Below are 21,527 nucleotides of genomic sequence, written 5' to 3' on the forward strand. Positions count from 1 at the left end.
TTTGTCGCGTTATGCCACCGAGCCAGCGCGCGTGCAGCTTTGCCCTTGCCGGCCGCCGGAGCCGAAAGCAGGCGCACAGCCCGTCTTTGGCCGGTCGGCACCGGCGGCAATACGCTGCCGCCGGTGCCGGGCATTGTCTTACCAGCGGATCCGCAGGCCAAGGGATCCCTGCACGGAACTGTCCAGTTCGGACCGCCCGCCCAGCGACCACATCCGCCCGATCTCTCCATAGATCTGCGTATTCTGGCCGACCATGTAGGTTCCCCCGACCGCAAGTTCGGCGCTGGTATAGCCGAACGGGTTAAGCAGGGTGGTCGCAGTGCTGCCCGATGTGAAGGTTATCCGGTCGCTGCCAGAGCTTTGATGGTAAAGATTGGCACGGATATAGGGCTCGAACAGGCCATCATTCAGCATATAGTCCGCCTGCGCACGGACCCCCAGACGCAGCAGCAACGCCTCATCGCTTTTGTGGCTGATACGGGTATTGCCGATCACCACATCATCCAGCGACAGCTTGTGATAGACAAGCTGCGCCTGCGGCTCGATCATCCAGGGACTGTTATCCAGTTGGAAAGGCTTGCCGATCTCGGCCGAGGCGGTCAGCGCCCTGCCCTTCTGGTCGCCCTCGCTGCCGCTGCGGGCAGACAGATCCGCGTCATGGCGTGAGGCTTGCAGCACCAGATCCAGATAGGTGCCATCCGCCCAGGTCCGGGTGCCATAAAGGCCCAGATACCATGAATTGCTCTCGGATCTGCCGACATGGCCGATACGGCCGCTGGCAAAGCCCGAAACATCCATCCGGCCCTGAAGCGTGCCGATATAGACCCCGCTGCGCCAGTCGCTGTTCCGCCAGACATCGACGCCAAGCTGAAGACCGGTAAGCGATCCCTCCGAATGCGGGCTGACAGCGCTGTCGATGCGATTTTCATACCGGCTGCCGATCAGGCGCCCCCAGACGAGCTGACGTTCATCGGTAATGGTCTCCCCCAGCCGGCGGTGCATGTTGCCAAGCATGGTCGTATCCGCAAAGCGGAACTGCCCCGGCGCGGCACCATAAAGCGCGGCCTCCGGCCGATAGGTCGGGACCGGATCCGTGGGATCGGTCGGATCGGTAGGGAAGGTGGGATCGGTCGGGTCAGTGGGATCCGTCGGGTCGGTGGGATCCGTGGGATCCGTTGGATCGGTGGGGTCCGTCGGATCGGTGGGATCCGTCGGGTCGGTCGGATCCGTTGGATCGGTAGGATCCGTCGGATCAGTGGGATCCGTCGGGTCAGTGGGGTCCGTTGGATCGGTAGGATCCGTCGGATCAGTGGGGTCCGTCGGATCGGTAGGATCCGTTGGATCAGTAGGATCCGTCGGATCCGTTGGATCAGTAGGATCCGTTGGATCAGTAGGATCCGTCAGATCGGTGGGGTCCGTCGGATCAGTGGGGTCCGTCGGATCGGTAGGATCCGTCGGATCGGTGGGGTCCGTCGGATCAGTGGGGTCCGTCGGATCGGTAGGATCCGTCGGATCAGTGGGGTCCGTCGGGTCAGTGGGATCCGTTGGATCGGTGGGGTCCGTCGGGTCGGTCGGATCCGTTGGGTCGGTGGGATCCGTCGGGTCGGTCGGATCCGTCGGGTCGGTCGGATCCGTCGGGTCAGTGGGATCTGTCGGGTCGGTGGGGTCCGTTGGATCGGTGGGGTCCGTCGGATCGGTGGGATCCGTCGGGTCAGTGGGATCCGTCGGATCAGTGGGGTCCGTCGGGTCAGTGGGATCCGTTGGATCGGTGGGGTCCGTCGGGTCGGTCGGATCCGTTGGGTCGGTGGGATCCGTCGGGTCGGTCGGATCCGTCGGGTCAGTGGGATCTGTCGGGTCGGTGGGGTCCGTTGGATCGGTGGGGTCCGTCGGATCGGTGGGATCCGTCGGATCAGTGGGATCCGTCGGATCAGTGGGGTCCGTCGGATCGGTGGGATCCGTCGGGTCGGTTGGATCCGTTGGGTCGGTCGGATCCGTTGGGTCGGTCGGATCCGTCGGGTCAGTGGGATCTGTCGGGTCGGTGGGATCCGTTGGATCGGTGGGATCCGTCGGGTCGGTGGGATCCGTTGGATCGGTGGGGTCCGTCGGATCGGTGGGATCCGTTGGATCGGTGGGGTCCGTCGGATCGGTGGGATCCGTCGGGTCGGTCGGATCCGTCGGGTCGGTGGGGTCCGTTGGATCGGTGGGGTCCGTCGGGTCGGTGGGATCCGTCGGGTCGGTCGGATCCGTTGGGTCGGTGGGATCCGTCGGGTCAGTGGGGTCCGTCGGATCGGTGGGATCCGTCGGATCGGTGGGATCCGTCGGGTCGGTGGGATCCGTCGGGTCGGTGGGATCCGTTGGGTCAGTGGGATCTGTCGGGTCGGTGGGATCCGTTGGGTCAGTGGGATCTGTCGGGTCGGTGGGATCCGTCGGATCAGTGGGGTCCGTCGGATCGGTGGGGTCGGTGGGATCCGTCGGGCTCAGTTCCGACCGCAGATACCAGCTTTCATCCGCCCCGTCCGTCGCCGCATGAAACAGCCGGTATTCGAAGGCGCCCGCGACCAGAAATTCATCCATCAAGGCAAAGGCGTCACTGGTGCTGCTTCCGACGATTTCAACGACACGGATGCCATTGCCGACCGTCATGGCCCCCAGACCGCCCGCATTGGCGATATCCAGAACGGTGCTGCCCGATGCGTCACCCCCGATGCGCACAGCATCCGTCAGGCTGGTGTCATCCGCCATGACCGTATCCAGACGGATCGTGCCGCCCTGACCAAGGTAATCACCGTCAATCGACAGAAGATCGCCCGCTAGCCCGTCCTGCAGGTCGATCACTCCGGCATGGCTGACATCACCGCTCACGGTATACTGTCCCGCACCGCCGCCCAAGGCATGCATCGTGCCATCGGCCGCGATCCGCAGGCTGCCGGTCAGATCAAAAACCGACCCGGCGGCCAGAACGCCGCCATTCCTCACATGCAGCCCCAGACCATCAGCGCTGCCCGTCGTCAGCGCATTGTCGGTAAAGCTGATCTGCCCGCCGTCAACCTCGACAATCTCGGCATTCAGGATAGTCGCCCCGGTCATCGCCAACGACATGCCGCGCAGTGTCAGGGTATCGACCCAGCCATCGGCACTGTCCAGATCGTCACCCAGATCCAGGGTCGTGATCGTTGAAACATCGGTCAGTCCGTCAAGGATCAGATGATCCGATCCGTCACCAAGGGCAAAAGATCCGGAAACCTCGGCGTCCTCGGCCACGGTCACCGTCGCGTTACCGGCATCATCACGATAGGCAATGCCCGAGGCCGCGCTGACCACCGCATCATCCTGAAAATCCACCGTGACCGCCATGCCTGCAGTGCTTTGCGTGCGCAGGGCGGCGGCTGTTGCGAGACTGCCGCCGGTGATCGTGCCGTCAATGATGACGGTCTGGGTCTGCGTGCCACCGACCACAATCGCATTGGCATTCGTGGCCGCGATCGTGGCATCCGCACCGACAGAAACCACCGTCTGACCGGCCACAAAACCTTGAGTGCTGCCGCCAAGTGCCAGCGTGCCGCCGCTGATATTGACGCCGTTGCCCCCGGCCGTCAGCACTGAACCCTGTTCGGCAATGAAATAACCCGCCGACTGGACCAGCGCCGTGCCCGAGGCGTGATTGGCCGTGGCGGTAAGATCGCCCACGATGCGCGTGGTGCCTGAAGTGATAATCGCCATGGTGGCTGCCGTCGTCGTGGCCATGACATCGCCGCGCAGGGTGGTGGTGCCGTAGCCGCGCAACGCCTGAGCGAGATTCGAGCTCATATCGGCATTTCCGCCGACATCCAGAAGGCCGCCGCTGACAACCTCAACCGCCGCCCCGCCCGAACCGCCGTTGCGCACGGCCGTCAGGGTTCCGGTGATATAGGCTTCATTGCCCGCGCCGTTGATGATCAGCCCGCGCCCGTTGTTTGCATTGGTTGCGCGCGCATCCAGATTGCCATTGACGGTCAGGGTGGAGGGGCCGGGTACACGAACACCGAGGGAAACGCCGTGCCGGATGCCGGTGGCATTTGCACTGACATTTGCATTCCCGCCGGAAGCCGCGGAAAATGTCAGCGTGGCGCCATTATGCACCATGATGGCGTCATTGCCGGTGAAGTTATTGAAAACGCTAAAATTTTCATCGGTGACGACGCAGTTTTCACCGGGACCCGAGGCCGTGTACTGGCCAGGTTCGATATAGGTGCAGGCCGCCCATGCCGGATCGCCACCCAGAACAAGAACCGCCCCCGCAGCCCCTGCGACCGACACCGCGAAGGGGGCGATACTGGCGACCCCACCCTTCCACTTGACCAGTCTGCCACCACGAAAAGCCTGGGAAAAATCGGGCCGGGTCATCACTCGCACACTCACAACAGAAAACCATTACACCGATATGCATAGCCGGAAAGCGACACATTTGAAAGACCCCGGTATCAACATCGTTTCCCGATGGTCCGCACCTATGTCGGGCCGGCACCGCCCAGTGCCGTGGTGTTGCGGGATCACGCGGGCACCGATCACGCGGCCCCCGTGCCCGCGCGCCTGATCGGCAGACGGCAGGCATCGTTCCGGCTGGCCTTTCCAGCGCGTGGGACGGCATACCGCCGCCACCCTGCCGCTGAACATGCCGGACCCGGGCCACGCGTCTTTCCACAAGCTTTCTGCGGTTGCGGGCAGCTGTTCCGTCCGGTGGGCCGTCCCGATCCGCGATTGCGGCACCATATCTGCAGGTTTCCGAGGGGCGGGCTGGCGGCAATCGCGTGCCCCGGTCCCTCCGCCCTGACCGCATCGCCGCTACAGGCGGCGGCGCGCGCAGCCCCGCCCACGCTTCAGATCAGCGGCTTGCCCCCGGTCACTGCAATGGTTGCGCCCGAGATGTAGCTTGACATCGGTTCGGCCAGCATCACGTAGGCCGAGGCCAGTTCCACCGGCTGTGCCGGACGCCCCATCGGATAGTTTTCACCGAAATGCGCGACTTCCCGGCCCGACATGCTGCCCGGGATCAGCGGTGTCCAGACCGGCCCGGGGGCCACGCAATTCACCCGGATGCCCTTCTCTGCCAGCATCTGTGCCAACCCGCCTGTGAAGTTCTGGATTGCCCCCTTGGTCGTGGCATAGGCCAGCAATGAGGGGTTCGGCATATCGGAATTGATCGAGGCGGTGTTGATGATGGCGCTGCCACGGCCCATATGCGGCAATGCCGCTTTGACCAGATAGAACATGGAATGGATGTTCACCGCAAAGGTGCGCTGCCATTCCTCATCCGGGATGTCGGTCAGCTCGTCAAAGCTTTGCTGATGGGCGGCGTTGTTCACCAGAATGTCGATCCGGCCGAATTCACGCACCGCGCCCCCGATGATGGCGCGGCAATGCGCGGGATCCGCGATATCGCCCTTCATCTGCATGCAGCGCCGCCCGCATTGTTCGACCAGCCCTGCGGTATCGGCCGCATCTTCGGACTCGTCCAGATAGCACAGCACGATATCGGCGCCTTCGCGGGCATAGGCAATCGCGACCGCGCGTCCGATGCCGCTGTCGGCGCCGGTGATCAGCGCGATCATGCCCGCCAGTCGGCCCCTTCCCTGCCAGCTTTCCTCGCCATGGTCGGGGCGCGGGTCCATCTTGCGGAAACTGCCGGGCAGGTCCTGCGTCTGTTCGGGAAAGGGCGGCCGCGGATAGGCGGCAGGCCGGAGGGGGGCCTCTTGCCGGTCCGGATCCGGGTTCGGCGGGCGGCCCTCCTGCGCCGGGTCAGACCCTGAAACGCCCGGCGGGGTTTCGCGGACCGGCGCATTGACGATGATCACGGAATGGTTGGACGGGTTCTGCTTGGCGTCGGTCATGGGGAAACTCCATTGGGGGGACAGGTGTTGAACCCGCAGCGGGTCGTGATGTTCCGCCCGGGCTGCCCCAGCGACCGGGAACAATCTGCCCCGCCCCCGGTTCAGGACAGACAATCCCCATCCGCGAAACAGGAGTGACGCCATGAAAACGAAAACGCTGGAAGATCTGTTCATCGACATGCTCAAGGACATCTATTACGCCGAACGCAAGATCCTGAAGGCGCTGCCCAAGATGGCGCGCAGCGCGCAGTCACCGGACCTGAAATCGGCCTTTGAGTCCCATCGCGACGAAACCGAAGGGCAGGTCGAACGTCTGCAGCAGGTTTTCGAGATGATCGGCAAGGCGGCGCGCGGCAAGACCTGCCCGGCCATCGACGGCATCATCGAGGAAGGTGAGGAAGTGATGGAGGGCTTCAAGGATTCCCCCGCGCTGGACGCAGGGCTTGTCGCCACCGCACAGGCGGTCGAGCATTACGAGATGGCACGCTATGGTACGCTGTGCGCTTGGGCCAAGCTGCTGGGCCACAAGGACGTGGTCGCGTTGCTGAAAAAGACCCTGTCGGAGGAAGAAGCCACCGATGTGAAACTGACACGGCTGGCCGAGGGATCGGTCAATCAGGCGGCGGTCGAAGCGGCCTGAGGTGACGTGACCTGAGATGGCGGGCGGGCCAAAACCGGCCCGCCCGTTTTGCAAGGCAGGATGCGGATAGCATGAAACCGTCTTCGGGCCCCGGGACCGCAGTTTTCCGGGCCGTTCTCTGTATGAGATCCCGCAGCTGCAAAGCGGCTTGATCTGCCCTGACCGGAAGGCAGGAGGTCCCGGTGCTGGTCCCGGTGCTGGTCATCGACTGACGGGAAAGCGGTGTCACACTAACCGGCACCGTCGTTCCCAGCGGTCAGGGCTTTCCCAGCGGTCAGGGCCGCGAGGTGATCGAACGGGCGCAGCCCCCATCAACTGGACGCCAAGACCCGCTTTGCCATCGGATCCGACGGCGTGCTGCACGGTCGGGCTTGCGCTGCAAGGTGGCAGAATTCGGTCCGGTGCAGGGCGTTACGCCACTGACCCTGCCACCCAATCAGTGATGAACGGCGATCAGTGATGAACGGCGATCAATGGTTCACCACGATAAGATCATCGACGCGCCGCGCCCCAAGATCCTCCATTACCAGATTGCGGGCGCGGTTGATGCGGCTTTTCACGGTGCCGATGGCACAATCCGTGATCCGCGCCACCTCCTGATAGCTTTCTCCCATCAGAAAAACCAGTACCAGCGCCTCACGATAGGTCTGCGGCAGACGGCCGATCGCGGCCATCAGACGATTTCCGGCAATCTGCGCGTCATGCCGGGGAAAGCAGATCACATTGCCCGAAACGCAATCGCTGGACCCAACCCGTTCCCGCGCGCGCTTGGTCACGCGGGTCAGAAAGGAATTGCGCATGATGGTGAACAGCCAGGCCCGCAGATTGGTGCCGGTCTGAAAGCTGTCCACATTGGCCAGCGCCTTCATCAGGGTTTCCTGCACCAGATCATCCGCCTCATCCGCGCCGCGCATCAGGTTGCGCGCGTAGATCCGCAAGGCGGGGATCATTTCAACCAGTTCATCCGCGGTGGTCTCACCCGCTGATGTCTGGTCATATGTCGCTGTTCGGGTCTTGTCTGATCTGGACATCGCAATCTCCCTGATCCTTTGCCGGATTCAACCCCGGCCAGATCAGGGCGTTCCGCGTCATTCCCGCCATGGGCGCATATTCGCGCAATGTGGTCTGTCGCGGTGAAGTAAGGCACGGGGCAATCGGGACCGCCAAAGTCCTGCCGGGTATCCCCGAAGCGATCAGTCCGCCGGTTTTTCAGTATCAGACGGCATATCGCGGTCGGAATCCTTCTGCCTGGCATCCAGCGCGCGGCCCAGTTCGGCGGCCATCATCCGCAGCCGTTCCGGCACGGGTTCGGCGGCGATCTGCTCGGCCAGTTCCTTCGCTTCATGCGAAAGCGGCTCCTCCTCATACGGCGGTTGTGCGGGAGGTTGCCCGGGAAAAGGGATTGCGCGACGATTCATAAATCTGTTTCCAGCCTGCCCGAGCGTTTAACGCCCCAATCGCCGACCCTAAGCAATGATCCCGCGCGATTACAGCCCCCCGGTGATCAAATCCTTGAAAGCGGGGCAGGCCCGCCACGCCGGACCCGTCGGCGTGGCCGGCCATCGGTCAGTCCTGCCCGCCGCGCGGCCGGACCATGCCATGGCTGGCGTCATCACCGCTGTGTTGATCGTGGCCGTGCATCCCGTCATCGCGCAGGCGCAGATTGTTCTGGATATGGCCAATGCCGGAACAGGCTTCGACGCAGTCCTCGGCCCAGCGGCGGGCCATGCGGGTATCGACAAACCCATCCAGCGTGACCTCTCCGCCAGCAACCGTGACACTGATGCCCGAGGCATCCAGCTTGTCGTCATGGCCCAGCAGGTCACAGACATCCTCATGGATCCGTTCATCCGACCGCCTGTAGCCCTTCGGCCCCTTGCCACGATGCGGGCCGGTTTCGGGCTGTGGCGACCTGTCCTGCGGTCTGTCGGAGCGGGTATCCTGCCGAGAGGGGAAATCTCCCCGGCCCACCGCGTCGTTGCGCGCGGGATCGTCCCAGCCTCCGGCCATTCCCGGGCCGCGTTCGCGGTTCAGCCCGCCGTAATTGGCCGGATCCCAGTCGCGGCGATCCCGGTCGCGCCCCTCGCCATGCCATAGATCACCGCGATTGCGGCCCCGGTCATCCTCGGTATAGCCCTGACTGGCCCTTTGGTCACGATATCCGTCTTCATTGCGATCCCGCCCCGACCTGTCCTGTTCGCGACTGTCCTGCGGGCGTTCGCCCCGGCCACGGTCCGGCGGCATATCCTGCCCGTCATCCCGTCTGGTTGCCATGGATCCACTCCTTCTGTCCTGGGTCTGCGGCACCGCGCCGCCACGGGGAGTCAACCATTCCTCTGCCGCATTGTTCCACCGGACCCCGCCACGGCCCGGCCCGGATCGGATCTGAACATTCTCCACCCGCAGGGGTTCAACCTTGCCCGCGACGGCTTCATCTGTTTTCTGAAGGCATCCCGGACCTGCGCCGTAGATCTTGCGACGCAGGTGCGCCAAGACCAGACACGGCAGTTGCAAGGAAAGGAAAAGGGCCATGCGCTATGAAGGGGGCTGTCTTTGCGGCAAGGTCCGGTTCGTGGCGACGGGTGCGCCCTATCGCGTCGGGATCTGTCACTGCATCGACTGCCGCAAGCATCACGGCGCGCTGTTTCACGCCTCGGGCATCTTTCCGGCCGAAGCGGTGACGATCACCGGACCCACGCGCGACTTCCGGGGGCGGCATTTCTGCCCTGAATGCGGGTCACCGGTCTTCGGGCGCACAGATGATGAAATCGAGATCAATCTGGGTGCGCTGGACCAGACCGATCAACTGACGCCCAGTTATGAACTCTGGACCCTGCGGCGCGAAAGCTGGCTGCCAGCGTTTCCGCTTCGCGGGTTTCTGAAAGACCGCGAAAGCGGCAGCAGGCATCAGGACTAACGCATCCCCCTGTCGCGGCGCGCGCGGATCTTGCCCTGCCCCGGATTCAGCCAAGTTTCGGCGCCGGTACCGCTACCATCGCCCAATTGTCCGCCCCGCAATTCGGACAGTCCGCCGCAAGATCGCCAAGCCTGCCGCAATTGAGACAGCAGCGCGCGCCGACCTGCGCCCTGTCGGGATCATGGGCTTCGACCGGCGGCATGATCGGCAGACCGGTCAGCGGCGGATCGGCGGCAAAGACCGAAAGCTGCCCCGATGGTTCCATATAGGCCCGATGAACCGAGCCCAGATTGCGCACCCCTTTCAGCCGCAGCAGTTCCATCAGTTCCAGACTGCCAATCTGCCTTGCCCCCATCAGACTAACGCGCATTACCCCGTTGGTCATCACCTCGACCGGGCGGCCGTCGAAAATCCGCTTGGCGATCTGAACCCGCCGGATCGCGTGATCAATCGCCTTGTCGATGGCGATGATGACAAAGATCACCAGCATCGCATGGAAAAGCGGCACTTCCGGATAGAACAGCGAATCCCCCACAGCCGAACCCAGCGCGATGACCAGCAGGAACTCGATCAGGGAAAGCTGTGAAATGCTGCGCCCGCCGATCCAGCGCAAAAGCAGCATGGTCCAGGGCCAGATGATGGCGATCCGCAGCAGGATTTCCAGCAGGAAAAGCGGAGGATCCTCCCCAAGAAACATCCGCTGCAGGTCAAGGGGAATGACAGGGTCCATTCCGGCACAACTCCATCTGACCGATTGCCGCAGGACCGCCCCGAGACTTCACTGGTTTGCAGCATTGGGGTCGATCAATGTCCGATCGCCTCGCCGGATTGACGAATTTCCGCGACCTCGGCTTCGGTAACGGGTTCTGCCGCATTGCCCCAGGCTTGCCGCAGGAAACTGGCCAGTTCGGCAATCTCGGCATCATCCAGCCGGTCCTTGTAGCCCTGCATCACCAGCGGCATCGGCCGTTTCTCGGTGCCCTCGACCCGGGCACCCTGCAGGATGATCGAGACAAGCGGCGCGATCTCGGACGATGTGACCAGCGAATTGCCCTGCAGCGCCGGGAAGATCCCCGGTGAGCCGCGACCGGTCACGAAATGGCATTGCGCGCAATTGTCGAGATAAAGCCGCGCGCCCAAGGGCATGTCGGGTTGCGCCCCGGTCAGCATCCGCGCGGTGTCCGCCCCTTCCGCATTGGCCTGCGCATAGGGTATCGAAAGCGGGCCAGTGGCCACGGCCTCCTCGGGGGCCTCATGCTGCAGACGATCCGCCGCGCGCAGGAAACGGGCAATGGCGATGATGTCATCATCCGTCAGATGTTGCAGCGAATGATCGACGACAAGGCCCATCTCGCCATTGGCGGTGGATTCGAAATTGCGCCCGGTAGCCAGAAAGGTTGTCAGTTCCTGGATCGGCCAATGGCGGATGCGGCTGCCCTGCCCCCGCAAGGGGGGCGCTTCCTGCCCGGCGATGAAACCGCCGGTCAGAAAGTCAGGTTCACCGGCGGCAATACCGTCCTGCCCCATATAGACGGTGCGGGGGCTGTGACAAGCCGCGCAATGGCCCGGGCCTTCGACCAGATACTGCCCGCGATCCAGCACCGGATCGCCCATCGTGCCGTCAAAGCCGTTGTCATGGCTCAGGATCGCCCAGTTCAGCACCCGGATGCCCCACCGCTGATTGAACGGTAAGGGCAGTTCAGGCTCGGGCACCGGGCTGTTGACCGGTTCCACCTCGTCCATGAAGTAACTGTAAAGCGCGCGGATATCCCGCTCGGTCAGCATGCGGTAGTTTTCATAGGGCATCGCGGGGTAAAGATGCGCCCCGTCGGGGCGCAGCCCGTCGATCATTGCGGCGCGGAATTGCGGCAGGGTCCAGCTGCCGATGCCGGTTTCCGGGTCGGGGGTGATATTGGCGGTATAGATCGTGCCAAGCGGGCTTTCGATGGCGCGACCGCCCGCGAAATCCGGCCCGTTCTCGGCCGTGTGGCAGGCCATGCAATCGCCCGCGCGCATGACATATTCGCCTTCACCGGGGCTGGCCGTCCAATCCGCAGGTACTGATTCCGACAGCGGCGAACGGCTGACCGGCAGCCAGATGATGGCCACAAGGGCCATAATTCCCATCAGGACAAAAGCGGCGAGGATACGCAGAAATATCATCATGATCCTGTCCCCCTTTCAGGCCAGTGGCCCGGGATTGCGCAGATACTGGCGCCGGATCGCATCCACCGCCCAATAGGCCAGCCCGCCCACCAGTCCGGTGGGATTGTATTGCGTGTTCTGAACGAAAGCCCCGGCCCCGGTGACAAAGACATTATGTTTGTCCCAGGCCTGCAGATAGCGGTTCACCGCCCCGGTTTCGGGCGTGGCCCCCATGATCGTACCACCGGTATTATGCGTGGTCTGATAGGGGCGCACGTCATAGCGGCTGTTATAATCCTTGTAACTCGACTGCATCACATCGGGCTGCATCGACCTCGCGATTTCCTCGATCTTTTCCTTCAGATAGGCATTCATCCGCAGCTCATTCGGATGCCAGTCAAATGTGATCCGCATCAGCGGACGGCCATGGCGGTCGCGATAGGTGGGATCCAGATCGCAGTAATGCCCCCGGTAGGACATGACTGACCCATGATGCCCGATGCTCATCTGATGGCCATACCATTCGGCGATCCCAGATTTCCATTCCGCCCCCCAGGCCGGCGTGTCCTGCGGCAGCGGCATCGACCGGATCGGCTGGCCATTGGTCTGTGCGGATGAGATATAGGCCCCGCCGATGAAGCCCAGCGCGCCGAAGTCATTCGCGCTCATCCCGAAATCGTCAATGCAGACGCCGTTGATGCCCGAGCCGATAAAGGGGTTGAAATGCTCATCCCGAAAGAACATCGAGGTGGAGCCGGTGATCTGATAGCCATAATTCTTGCCGGTCACCCCCTGACCCGAGACCGGATCATAGGGCGTTCCGATGCCCGACAGCAGCATCAGCCGGACATTCTCGATCTGATAGGCGGCAAGGATCACGATATCGGCGGGCTGAAACACCTCTTCGCCCGCTTCCTCATCGAAATAGGTGACGCCGGTCGCGGTCTGCCCGTCTGCTGCCATCTCGACACGCAAGACCTCGGCCCCGGTGCGATAGCTGAAATTCGGCTTGCGGAACAATGCCGCAAGGATCGTCGTCTGGGGTGAGGATTTGGAATACTGGTAGCAGCCATAGCGTTCGCAAAAGCCGCAGAAATTGCACGCCCCCATCTGCATGCCATATTCATTGACATAAGAGGTCGAGGCATTGCCGCCCGGACGCAGAAAGGGATGATAACCCATCGCCCGCGCGGCCTCGGCGAACTTTATGCCATTATAGGTAACGGGCAACGGCGGCATCGGATAATCGCCCGACCGCCAGCCCTCGAACGGATTGCCCCCCTCCTGCACCTCGCCATTGATATTGCCTGCAGCGCCTGTAATCCCGGCAACCCGCTCAAACCGGTCGAAATAGGGTTCAAGCTCATCATAGGTGACGGGGTAATCCCCGATTGTCATATCCTCGGGAATGATCTCTTCGCCCCATGTGTCGCGGATATGGCTGCGCAACTGCATTTCAATCGGCTGCGGCCGCCAGTTCTGGCCGTTCCAGTGCACGCCCGATCCGCCCACGCCATTGCCCAGCAGGAACGACCCCCATTTGCGCATCGGCAGCGCGGTTTCATTCAGATTGCGGCGGATGGTGACGGTGGACTGGGCCGGGCGGAGCATCATGTTATGCCGCTCTCCCTGGCTCAGCTCGTCAATCATGTTGGGATAGCGCATCTCGGGCACCGTCTCACGGTTGGGACCGCGTTCCAGCGCCAGAATCTCCAGCCCTTCCTGTGCCAGTTCCATCCCCATGATCGCCCCGGTCCAGCCAAGGCCCACGATCACCACATCCTTTTTTGCATCGGTTCTGGCCATGGGTCAGGCCCTCTCGCCGCTGATCGAGACGGGGCCCAGCGGATAGCGCACGTTATGCTGCCCCACCCAGTCCAGGTAATGCGCCCGCGCGCCCGGAAAACCGATATGCACCCAGGCCGCCATGCCGTGATTGCCGCCATGGATGGGATCGGAAAAATACCCTTCCTTGGTATTGGCCAGCAGGATCTTGAAGAAATCCCGGATCTCGGGGGCCAGCGGCACCTCTTCCGCCTCAAGCCGGGTCAGCGCCTCATCCTGCGCCTCGGTCTCCAGTCCGGCAAAGGGCGCTCCAAGGGTATCGCGGCACCAGTCGTCAAAGACCGGGATCGCCGCGCGATACACCTCGGCCGGGCTGAGCGGTGTCTGCCAGCCGAATTCGGGCGCTGCATCGGCCTGATGCGGGCCTGCCATGTACCAGTCACTGGCCTGTCCGAAATTTCCGTCCAGCTGGCGGTCGATGAAAACCGGCACCCGCGCCTCGATCGCGCCCGGTCCCGCGCCCTCTGACGGGATCAGCCGGGCCACGGCCGCCAGTACGAAAGCCCATTCCCCGGGGGTGAAGAATTCCGGCGCATAATCCTCAAGCGGCGGCAGGTCCGCCTGTGCCATCGCGGGAAACGGCGCACTGAGCCCGACCATCGCAAGGCTTGCGGCGGAGACCTGCAGAAACTGGCGGCGGGCGCGGCTGGCGGGGGGGAAAAGCGGGGCCTCGGGGGGAAAGGTCATGTCGTTTCCTCGGATGAACTGGAGGCTGGAAGCGGCATTCGCGATGCGCCTGAGGGTTGAACCGGGCAAACCGCGAAATGTTCCCGGAATTCGGTAGCCGCATCCGGGGGGTGGTGTTGCGACCTCTCGCCGTCCGTCTGCACGGCCCGCCTGCACGGGCCGCCTGCACGGGCCGCCTGCACGCGGGCGTAATGGCACCCGGCTAAACGTTCGGCGGGAACATTTGGCGGGAACATTCGGGGGACCGCCCTGTTGAACGGGATGCGCAAGACGACATGCGCCTGTCCGTGAATGGAGGAAATCATGGCAACGCAGAATCAGCACAATCCCACCCGGGACAATCAGAACCAAAAACACCCGAAGGATCCGGCCACGCAGGGCGGCACCCAGCAGCCGCAAAAGCAGCCCGGTCAGGACCAGAAAGGTCAGGACGCCCAGCACAAGCAGGGCGAACAGACCGGACGGGATGCCAAGGGCCACACGCCCGATAACCGGGATCAGAAACGCTGACCCCCACCAGCGTCACAACACAGGCGGCGGGGCTTCGGCCCTGCCGTCTGGCATTCGTGGCGGGCTTTTCGCGCCGCCAGTTGCAGTGATGCGGAACATTTCAAAGGCCAAAAGATTGAAGCTGCATCAAACCGGAGGAACCCCAGATGCCGAACGAACCCAAATTCGCCGCCGAAAAACGCCCGCCCCGGGCCGTGCCGCGCAAGAATGCGCAATCGGATCATGAAGGCTCCGCCCATCGGCCCGAGGAGTTCAAGGCCGGTGAATTAGAGGCGGGCGAAATCAAGTCCGGTGCGCCCGATCTGTCGCCTGAACAGAAACGCGCCGCGCCACAGGAAATCCGCAACGAGTCCACAGTGCAGGACACGGAGCAGGACAGCGATGCACCGTTGATCCCGCGCAGTCGCAACTTCGACAGCACCATAAGCGAAAATCGCGATCATTCGGGCCGGATCAACAAGCGCGACGACTGCTGAAACCACAAGAAGCGACAGCGGCCCAAAAGGCGCTGCCACAAACAGGCCGGTCGGTACGGGTCCGCCGGTTCTGCCGCCCCCTGCGCGCACGCCTTTTGGTCTGGCCTTTCTCTCGGCGCGCAAAAGGAACCCGTCCTGCACGGAACATTCGCACCTCTTGCCGGTTGATCCCCTGCTTGCCCCCGAAACGGCAGGAAGAAACCGCAGGCAAGACAGGTCAGGAATCCGTTCGACCCGCAGCCGCCTGCTTGTCCAAGAACAACCGGTCTTTGCCGGATCAGGACCACGCCCACACCGGTGCCATTCGGGCAGCGGACCCATCGAAGGCCCTCGCACCCTTCGGGGTAAATGAAAGCGGCATAGACAGGAACTGCCCACACGGCCGGATCACGACGCGTCTGCCCGTTTCAGCCGCGCGACCAATGATCGCGGCACCATATCGAAGGGAAACTGAATGGACGACAATATCCGTGAAAATTATGTCGCATGGCTTCGCGATGCCCATGCGATGGAAGAGCAGGCCCTGACGATGATGCGCGGGAAGCTGTCGCGACTTGAGAATTACCCCGAACTCAGCGCCCGGATCAAAACGCATATCTCGGAAACCGAACGCCAGGCGGCGGCCTTGCTGGACCTTCTGAACACCCGCGCCTCGGGCAGTTCGATGATGAAGGACGCGATGGGAAAGATGGCCGCGTCCGGTCAGGCCCTCAGCGGTTTCTTTGCCATCGACGAGGTCGTGAAAGACTGCATGGGCAGCTATGCCTTCGAACATATGGAAATCATTGCCTACAAGGTGTTGATCGCCACCGCCGACCGCCTGGGGGATCACAGGGCGGTGTCCGTCCTTCAGCAGATCCTTGTCGAGGAACAGGACATGGCGGACTGGCTGTTCGAACACACCGACACGATCACACGGGATTTTCTGAAGCGCGACGAGGCCGATCTGCAGGCCAGCCGATGATGGGTCGGGTGACACGGCCTGTAGCTCCGCCCCGGCTTCCACGCGGCCGGATCGCAGCCCGGTTCTGACCTGAGCCCTCCGTCGCCGCGATCCGGCGACCCAAGCATCCCCGTCGCCGCGATCCGGCGGCCCGATCCTCAAGGAGAAGACCATGAGAAAACTTCTTTTGACCACCACGCTTGTCTCAGCCCTGTCAGCCGCACCGCTTGTGGCGCAGACCACCGATCCGGCAGTCTCGTCGGACGGAACTGCATCGAGCGGGACCACTGCCAACCGGGCAGACATGTCCGCCGTCACGGTGCCCGAAGGGTTCAACCAGCAGGACATGGCGCTGACCGCCGACGATCTGCTGGGCGCAACACTTTATGACGTCACCGGCGACTCGATCGGCGAAGTGGTGGATCTGGTGCTGCATATCGAGGCCTCGGAAGAGGTGATGCCCGGCGCTGGCGCCTCGATGGACACGACCACATCCGGCGGGGCCGGTGTCTCCAGCGCGGGCAACCAAAGCATGACCGGCACGGATCCGGCTGGCACGGATCAGGGCACGGCTGGCACGACCGGCACGGCAACCGAATCGGTCAGCGGTGACAGCGGGGTGACAGGCACCGCCCGAACAATGACCGGAACCACGACCGGAACGATGCCCGAATCCGATGGCAGCACGGACGCGACCGGCGCACCCATCTCGGGCAGCAGCGCGGATGGCATGAGCGGCGGGACCACCGGAACCGACGGGACGACTGCAACCGACGGGTCCGGCGGGCCGCCCGAAAGCGCTGGCGCCGCCAGCGGTTCGGCAGGGGAATCCAGCAACGCTGACTCCGGCACTTCCGCGACCGGGACCGCCACCGAAGGCTCCGCCAGCACTGACGCAAACACCTCATCGGGCGCAGGCGGCACGACGGATATGCAAACCGGCACCACCGGCAGCAATACCGCAACCGGCTCGACAATGGCCACCGGCAGCGACAGCGCCGCCGTCGACAGCACCCTGCCCGCCACCACCGTGCCCGACACCGGCGGGCCAGCCGCCACCGGCACAGACTCTGGCGGCATGAACAGCAGCAGTGCCGATCAGGGCCAGCCGACCCATGCCGTTCTGGATATCGGCGGCTTCCTTGGCATCGGCGTGCACAGCGTTGCGGTGCCGGTCAGCGATCTCGCGATCTACAGCAATGACAGCGAAACCCGCGTCTATCTGCCCTGGACCCGCGAACAGATCGAGGCGCTGCCGGAATATGATGCGGACAACCCGGACTCGCTGGGTCGTTCGGGCATGCCGATCACGCAATGAGCCTGGCAGGATCCGGGGACGCCCCCACCCTTTGAACCGGATCCTGTCCCGACGCCGCCTTGCCGTCTGATACAAGTCGGCGCCGGTCTTAACCACGATGCCGCGAAAGGCCTCCGATGACCCACTGCCCCAAAGTCCCGGCCCTGCCGGGAAACGAGATCCTGCGTCAGGTCGAACTTCATGTGATCGACCAACGCCAGCAACAGATTGATCCGGCCGGACGGCACCGGACCGATCCGAACCGCCGCAATGACGGCAACCGCAAGCAACCGGGCGGCTCCTCGGATCGCAGCCCGCCCGAAACCAGCACAGGAGACTGAGATGACCAAGTCCGACCGCGCAAGACTTCACGACCAGACACTTGCCCGGGGGCCGGGCGGCACGCTGCATCAGACCGCCCCGGAAGGGACGCAACCCCTGACCACTGCACAGGGCGGGCCGGTCGCCGACGATCAGAACACGCTGAAGGCCGGGGCGCGTGGTCCGGCCCTGATCGAGGATTTCCATTTCCGCGAAAAGCTGTTCCATTTCGACCATGAACGCATTCCCGAACGGGTGGTCCATGCCCGGGGCTATGGCGCGCATGGCTATTTTGAGACCTACGACACGCTTTCCGAATATACCTGCGCCGATATCTTCCAGCGCGCCGGAGAGATCACCCCGGTCTTTGTGCGCTTCTCAACCGTGGCCGGATCCAAGGGCAGCGTCGATCTGGCCCGCGACGCGCGTGGTTTCGCCGTCAAGTTCTATACGCAAGAGGGCAACTGGGATCTGGTCGGCAACAATATCCCGGTCTTTTTCATTCAGGACGCAATCAAGTTTCCAGACATCATCCATGCGGTGAAGCCGGAACCGGACCGCGGCTTTCCGCAGGCCCAGTCGGCGCATGACAATTTCTGGGATTTCATCAGCCTGACGCCTGAATCCATGCATATGATCATGTGGGTCATGTCGGATCGCGCCATCCCCCGGTCCTTCCGCTTCATGGAGGGTTTCGGCGTCCATACCTTCCGCCTGCTGGATGCGCAGGGCAAATCCACCTTTGTCAAATTCCTCTGGAAGCCCAAGCTGGGCCTGCAATCGGTGATGTGGAGCGAGGCCGTGAAGATCAACGGCGCCGATCCCGATTTCCACCGCCGCGACCTGTGGAATGCCATCGGATCGGGCGATTTTCCGGAATGGGAGCTGTGCCTTCAGCTGTTCGATCAGGACTTCGCCGACGGGTTTGAGTTCGACATTCTCGACCCGACCAAACTCATCCCCGAAGAGATCCTCAAGCCGGTGCCCGTGGGGCGGCTGGTGCTGGACCGGATGCCGGACAATTTCTTTGCCGAAACCGAACAGGTCGCCTTCATGACGCAGAACGTGCCGCCGGGGATCGACTTTTCCGATGATCCGCTGCTGCAGGGGCGGAATTTCAGCTATCTCGACACGCAGTTGAAACGGCTGGGCAGTCCGAATTTCACCCATATCCCGATCAATGCCCCGAAATGCCCCTTCGCGCATTTTCAGCGGGACGGGCATATGGCGATGCGCAACCCGAAGGGCCGGGCCAATTATCAACCGAATTCATGGCAGGAAGGTCCACGAGAGGATCCCGCACGCGGACATCTCAGCCATGCCACCCCGGCCGATGGCCCGAAACAGCGGCTGCGGCCCGAAAGCTTTGCCGATCACTACAGTCAGGCCCGGCAGTTCTATCAAAGCCAGACCGCCACCGAGCAGAACCATATCGCCGATGCGCTGATCTTCGAATTGTCGAAATGCGAAACGCCGGTCATCCGCGAACGCATGGTTGCCCATCTGCTGAACATTGACGCCCCGCTGGCCGGGAAGGTTGCCGACCGGCTGGGGATCGCGGCGATGCCCGAGCCTGCCGACAGCGCCGTGCCTTTGCGCGATCTGCCGGCATCGCCGGCGCTGAGCATCGAGCGCAATGGTCCGGACAGCTTTGCAGGCCGCAAGCTGGGGGTTCTGGTCTGTGACGGTGTCGATGCCACATTGCTGCAGGAACTGTCGGACGCGCTGCACGAAGAAGGCGCCACGCTGGAGATCGTGGCCCCAAAAATCGGCGGTGTGACGGCGTCCGATGGCAGCAGGATCCCGGCGATGCATATGGTCGAGGGTGGCCCTTCGGTCCTCTTCGACGCGGTGGCGCTGGTCCTGACGGCCGAAGGGGCCGCGCGTCTGGCGCAAGAGGCCCCGGCGCGCGATTTTGTCCGCGATGCTTTCGCGCATTGCAAGTTCATCGCCCACAGCCCGGGCGCGGCGGCCCTGCTGAAGGCCGCGGGGATCGACCCGGCGGCGGATGAGGGGATTATTGCGCTGGAACCCGGCACCTCTGCCGGTTTCGTTGCCGCCTGCCGCCCGCTGCGGCTCTGGTCGCGCGAAGGGGCGGGCAAACCCTGAAACGACCCGCAACAAGCCGGGGATGTAAGGATCAGGGCGCGGGGATCGTAGGGGCGCGGGGGCTGCCTGCGCAAAGGCCCGCGCCCCTGACCCGAAACAAGGCGGAAAAACGGGCGCGGCACCCGCAGCGGTCTCAGAATTGCCGGCTCAGTCCGCGTTCGCCCGCAAGACCGAACCGCCAGGGCAGATCGACCGCACGGGAAATGCCGATGCGCGGGCCGCAAACGATGCCGGTCACCGGCGCGGCAGCCGGGCGCAGCCGCAGATCGGTGCCGTCGAAGGGCCTGCCATCATCGTCGATCCGCACATCCAGTGCCTGACTGAGCCGCCCCGGTCCCGCACAAAGCGGACCCGTCGGGCGGCGCTGACGCATCTCGGCGATCCCCCATTCCGGCCGCAGCGCACGGATCAGCACAGCCTCCCCCCGGCGGCCGACGACATTCAGGCACAGATGCAGCCCATAGGCGCGATAGACATAGGCATGGCCAGCCGGACCGAACATTGCGCGGTTGCGCGGCGTCGGGCCGCGAAAGCTGTGTGAGGCCGGATCATCGGCGGCATAGGCTTCGGTCTCGGTCACGATGCCGCCCACGCCCCGCACGGTCAGCGCCGCACCGATCAGCGCACGGGCCAACGCGCAGGCATCCAGATCAGGATCGAAGGGCGGGCTGAAATCCATGCGACAAACTCCGTACTGCCCGCCTTAGCGCAACTGCGGCAGAAGATCTTGTCCGAAACGCGTGATGAAGGCCTCTTGACCGGGCCCGGTGTTGTGACCGCAGCGCGGGACAGAAATGCAAGGTCGCAGGCGTGGCAGTCATCGCGGGACCGGTGGCGCCTTGTTTCCGTCCCGCACCATGGCGATGAAGGCAGCAAAACCTGCCGAAGGGTTGCGGCGGCCGGGATAATACAGGCTGAACCCCGGGCGCGCGGGCGTCCAGTCCTCCAGCAGGCGGATCATGCGCCCGGCGGCAAGATCCTCGGCCACATCGCCCTCGATGAAATAGCCGATCCCCGCCCCGTCCAGCACGGCCGCGCGGGCGATGGCGGGCTCATCCATCGTCAGGCGGCCCTTCGCCTCAAAGGGCAAGGGCGCGCCGTCCTTTTCAAAGGGCCAGCGCAGCAGCGCGCCATTGGGCAGGCGGATACGCAGACAATGCGCCGGGTCAAGATCGGCGGGGGAACGGGGTGCCGGATGCCGCAGCAGCCATTCCGGCGCGGCCACCACGGCATGACGCTCGGGGCGCCCCAACGGCAGGGCAATCATGTCGCGCGGCACCAGATCGGCGGGACGGATGCCCAGATCGAAGCCGTCAGCCACGATATCGACCAGCCGCCCCTCGGTCACCAGATCGACCTGCATCTCGGGATAGCGGCGCAGGAAATCCAGCACCAGCGGCGCGACCTCCCGGCCCGCCTGTGCCGACGCGTTGATCCGCAGCATTCCTGAGGGCGTTTCGCGTTGCGACCGGGCCGTGTCCATCGCGGCGCGGATCTCGGCAATGGCGGGGGCGACGCGGGCAACAAAATCGCGCCCGGCATCGGTCAGGGAAACGCTGCGGGTGGTGCGGTTGAACAGCCGCACACCAAGCCCCGCCTCCAGCCGCCCGATCGTATGCGACAGCGCGGTGGTCGACAGGCCCAGATCCAGCGCAGCCGCGCGAAAGGATCCGCGCCGCGCGATGGCCAGAACCGCCTCAAGCCCCTTCAGACCGGTTTCCATTTATTATCCCGATTTCGTCATCATCAGATGCCACTTTATCCCGATTA

At 63.7% G+C, this 21,527-nt stretch carries 19 protein-coding genes; 8 read left to right on the plus strand and 11 right to left on the minus strand.

The genetic code is table 11. From position 1 onward, the window contains the following. Positions 1-138: 138 nt before the first annotated feature. Positions 139-4,383, minus strand: a complete 4,245-nt coding sequence (locus JL811_RS16850; protein WP_202689876.1) for an autotransporter outer membrane beta-barrel domain-containing protein — start codon at positions 4,381-4,383, stop codon at positions 139-141. 473 nt (positions 4,384-4,856) lie between these two features. Next, positions 4,857-5,867 carry an SDR family oxidoreductase gene (locus tag JL811_RS16855; RefSeq protein WP_237685026.1) on the minus strand — a complete coding sequence of 337 codons (1,011 nt, stop codon included), beginning with the start codon at positions 5,865-5,867 and terminating at the stop codon, positions 4,857-4,859. A 142-nt stretch (positions 5,868-6,009) separates the two neighbouring features. Between JL811_RS16855 and JL811_RS16860 the strand changes: the two genes are divergently transcribed. Then, the gene (locus JL811_RS16860; RefSeq protein ID WP_202689877.1) at positions 6,010-6,507 is read left to right on the plus strand and encodes a YciE/YciF ferroxidase family protein; all 498 of its coding nucleotides are present in this window, start codon (positions 6,010-6,012) and stop codon (positions 6,505-6,507) included. A gap of 470 nt (positions 6,508-6,977) precedes the next feature. Here JL811_RS16860 and JL811_RS16865 read toward each other — a convergent pair whose 3' ends face one another. From JL811_RS16865 to JL811_RS16875, 3 genes are all read right to left on the minus strand, one after another. Beyond that, positions 6,978-7,538, minus strand: a complete 561-nt coding sequence (locus JL811_RS16865; RefSeq protein WP_202689878.1) for a sigma-70 family RNA polymerase sigma factor — start codon at positions 7,536-7,538, stop codon at positions 6,978-6,980. 162 nt (positions 7,539-7,700) lie between these two features. Next, on the minus strand, positions 7,701-7,925 hold the full coding sequence (locus JL811_RS16870) for a hypothetical protein (protein ID WP_202689879.1): 225 nt from the start codon (positions 7,923-7,925) through the stop codon (positions 7,701-7,703). A 148-nt stretch (positions 7,926-8,073) separates the two neighbouring features. Continuing rightward, on the minus strand, positions 8,074-8,781 hold the full coding sequence (locus tag JL811_RS16875) for a BON domain-containing protein (RefSeq protein WP_202689880.1): 708 nt from the start codon (positions 8,779-8,781) through the stop codon (positions 8,074-8,076). A 256-nt stretch (positions 8,782-9,037) separates the two neighbouring features. Here JL811_RS16875 and JL811_RS16880 point away from each other — a divergent pair, with 256 nt between their 5' ends. Continuing rightward, positions 9,038-9,424, plus strand: coding sequence for a GFA family protein (locus JL811_RS16880; RefSeq protein ID WP_202689881.1), 387 nt, complete (start codon positions 9,038-9,040; stop codon positions 9,422-9,424). A 46-nt stretch (positions 9,425-9,470) separates the two neighbouring features. Here JL811_RS16880 and JL811_RS16885 read toward each other — a convergent pair whose 3' ends face one another. The 4 genes from JL811_RS16885 to JL811_RS16900 form a co-directional block, all read right to left on the minus strand. Next, entirely contained in the window at positions 9,471-10,154 is a 684-nt protein-coding gene (locus JL811_RS16885; RefSeq protein ID WP_202689882.1) for a DUF421 domain-containing protein, read from the minus strand. Positions 10,155-10,228: 74 nt separating this feature from the next. Continuing rightward, the gene (locus JL811_RS16890; protein WP_202689883.1) at positions 10,229-11,590 is read right to left on the minus strand and encodes a cytochrome c; all 1,362 of its coding nucleotides are present in this window, start codon (positions 11,588-11,590) and stop codon (positions 10,229-10,231) included. A gap of 15 nt (positions 11,591-11,605) precedes the next feature. Continuing rightward, entirely contained in the window at positions 11,606-13,375 is a 1,770-nt protein-coding gene (locus JL811_RS16895; protein ID WP_202689884.1) for a GMC family oxidoreductase, read from the minus strand. A 3-nt stretch (positions 13,376-13,378) separates the two neighbouring features. After that, positions 13,379-14,101 (minus strand): gluconate 2-dehydrogenase subunit 3 family protein, encoded by a 723-nt coding sequence (locus JL811_RS16900; RefSeq protein WP_202689885.1) that lies wholly within the window; start codon positions 14,099-14,101, stop codon positions 13,379-13,381. 303 nt (positions 14,102-14,404) lie between these two features. Here JL811_RS16900 and JL811_RS16905 point away from each other — a divergent pair, with 303 nt between their 5' ends. The 6 genes from JL811_RS16905 (at position 14,405) to katE (ending at position 19,757) form a co-directional block, all read left to right on the plus strand. Continuing rightward, on the plus strand, positions 14,405-14,611 hold the full coding sequence (locus tag JL811_RS16905) for a hypothetical protein (RefSeq protein ID WP_202689886.1): 207 nt from the start codon (positions 14,405-14,407) through the stop codon (positions 14,609-14,611). Between the two features lie 146 nt (positions 14,612-14,757). Further along, positions 14,758-15,087 carry a hypothetical protein gene (locus JL811_RS16910; protein WP_202689887.1) on the plus strand — a complete coding sequence of 110 codons (330 nt, stop codon included), beginning with the start codon at positions 14,758-14,760 and terminating at the stop codon, positions 15,085-15,087. A 454-nt stretch (positions 15,088-15,541) separates the two neighbouring features. Next, positions 15,542-16,051: a ferritin-like domain-containing protein gene (locus JL811_RS16915; protein ID WP_202689888.1), complete on the plus strand. Its 510-nt coding sequence runs from the start codon at positions 15,542-15,544 to the stop codon at positions 16,049-16,051. A 151-nt stretch (positions 16,052-16,202) separates the two neighbouring features. Beyond that, positions 16,203-17,348 (plus strand): PRC-barrel domain-containing protein, encoded by a 1,146-nt coding sequence (locus JL811_RS16920; RefSeq protein WP_202689889.1) that lies wholly within the window; start codon positions 16,203-16,205, stop codon positions 17,346-17,348. A gap of 116 nt (positions 17,349-17,464) precedes the next feature. Continuing rightward, entirely contained in the window at positions 17,465-17,668 is a 204-nt protein-coding gene (locus tag JL811_RS16925; protein ID WP_202689890.1) for a hypothetical protein, read from the plus strand. Position 17,669: 1 nt separating this feature from the next. Next, on the plus strand, positions 17,670-19,757 hold the full coding sequence (gene katE, locus JL811_RS16930) for a catalase (RefSeq protein WP_202689891.1): 2,088 nt from the start codon (positions 17,670-17,672) through the stop codon (positions 19,755-19,757). A gap of 133 nt (positions 19,758-19,890) precedes the next feature. Here katE and JL811_RS16935 read toward each other — a convergent pair whose 3' ends face one another. Both JL811_RS16935 and JL811_RS16940 read right to left on the minus strand, forming a co-directional pair. After that, complete coding sequence (locus tag JL811_RS16935; RefSeq protein WP_202689892.1) at positions 19,891-20,436, minus strand: DNA-3-methyladenine glycosylase; 546 nt, start codon at positions 20,434-20,436, stop codon at positions 19,891-19,893. Positions 20,437-20,574: 138 nt separating this feature from the next. Beyond that, positions 20,575-21,480 carry a LysR family transcriptional regulator gene (locus tag JL811_RS16940; RefSeq protein WP_202689893.1) on the minus strand — a complete coding sequence of 302 codons (906 nt, stop codon included), beginning with the start codon at positions 21,478-21,480 and terminating at the stop codon, positions 20,575-20,577. Between the last annotated feature and the right edge of the window lie 47 nt (positions 21,481-21,527).

The organism is Szabonella alba (assembly GCF_016765775.1).
GTDB lineage: Bacteria > Pseudomonadota > Alphaproteobacteria > Rhodobacterales > Rhodobacteraceae > Szabonella > Szabonella alba.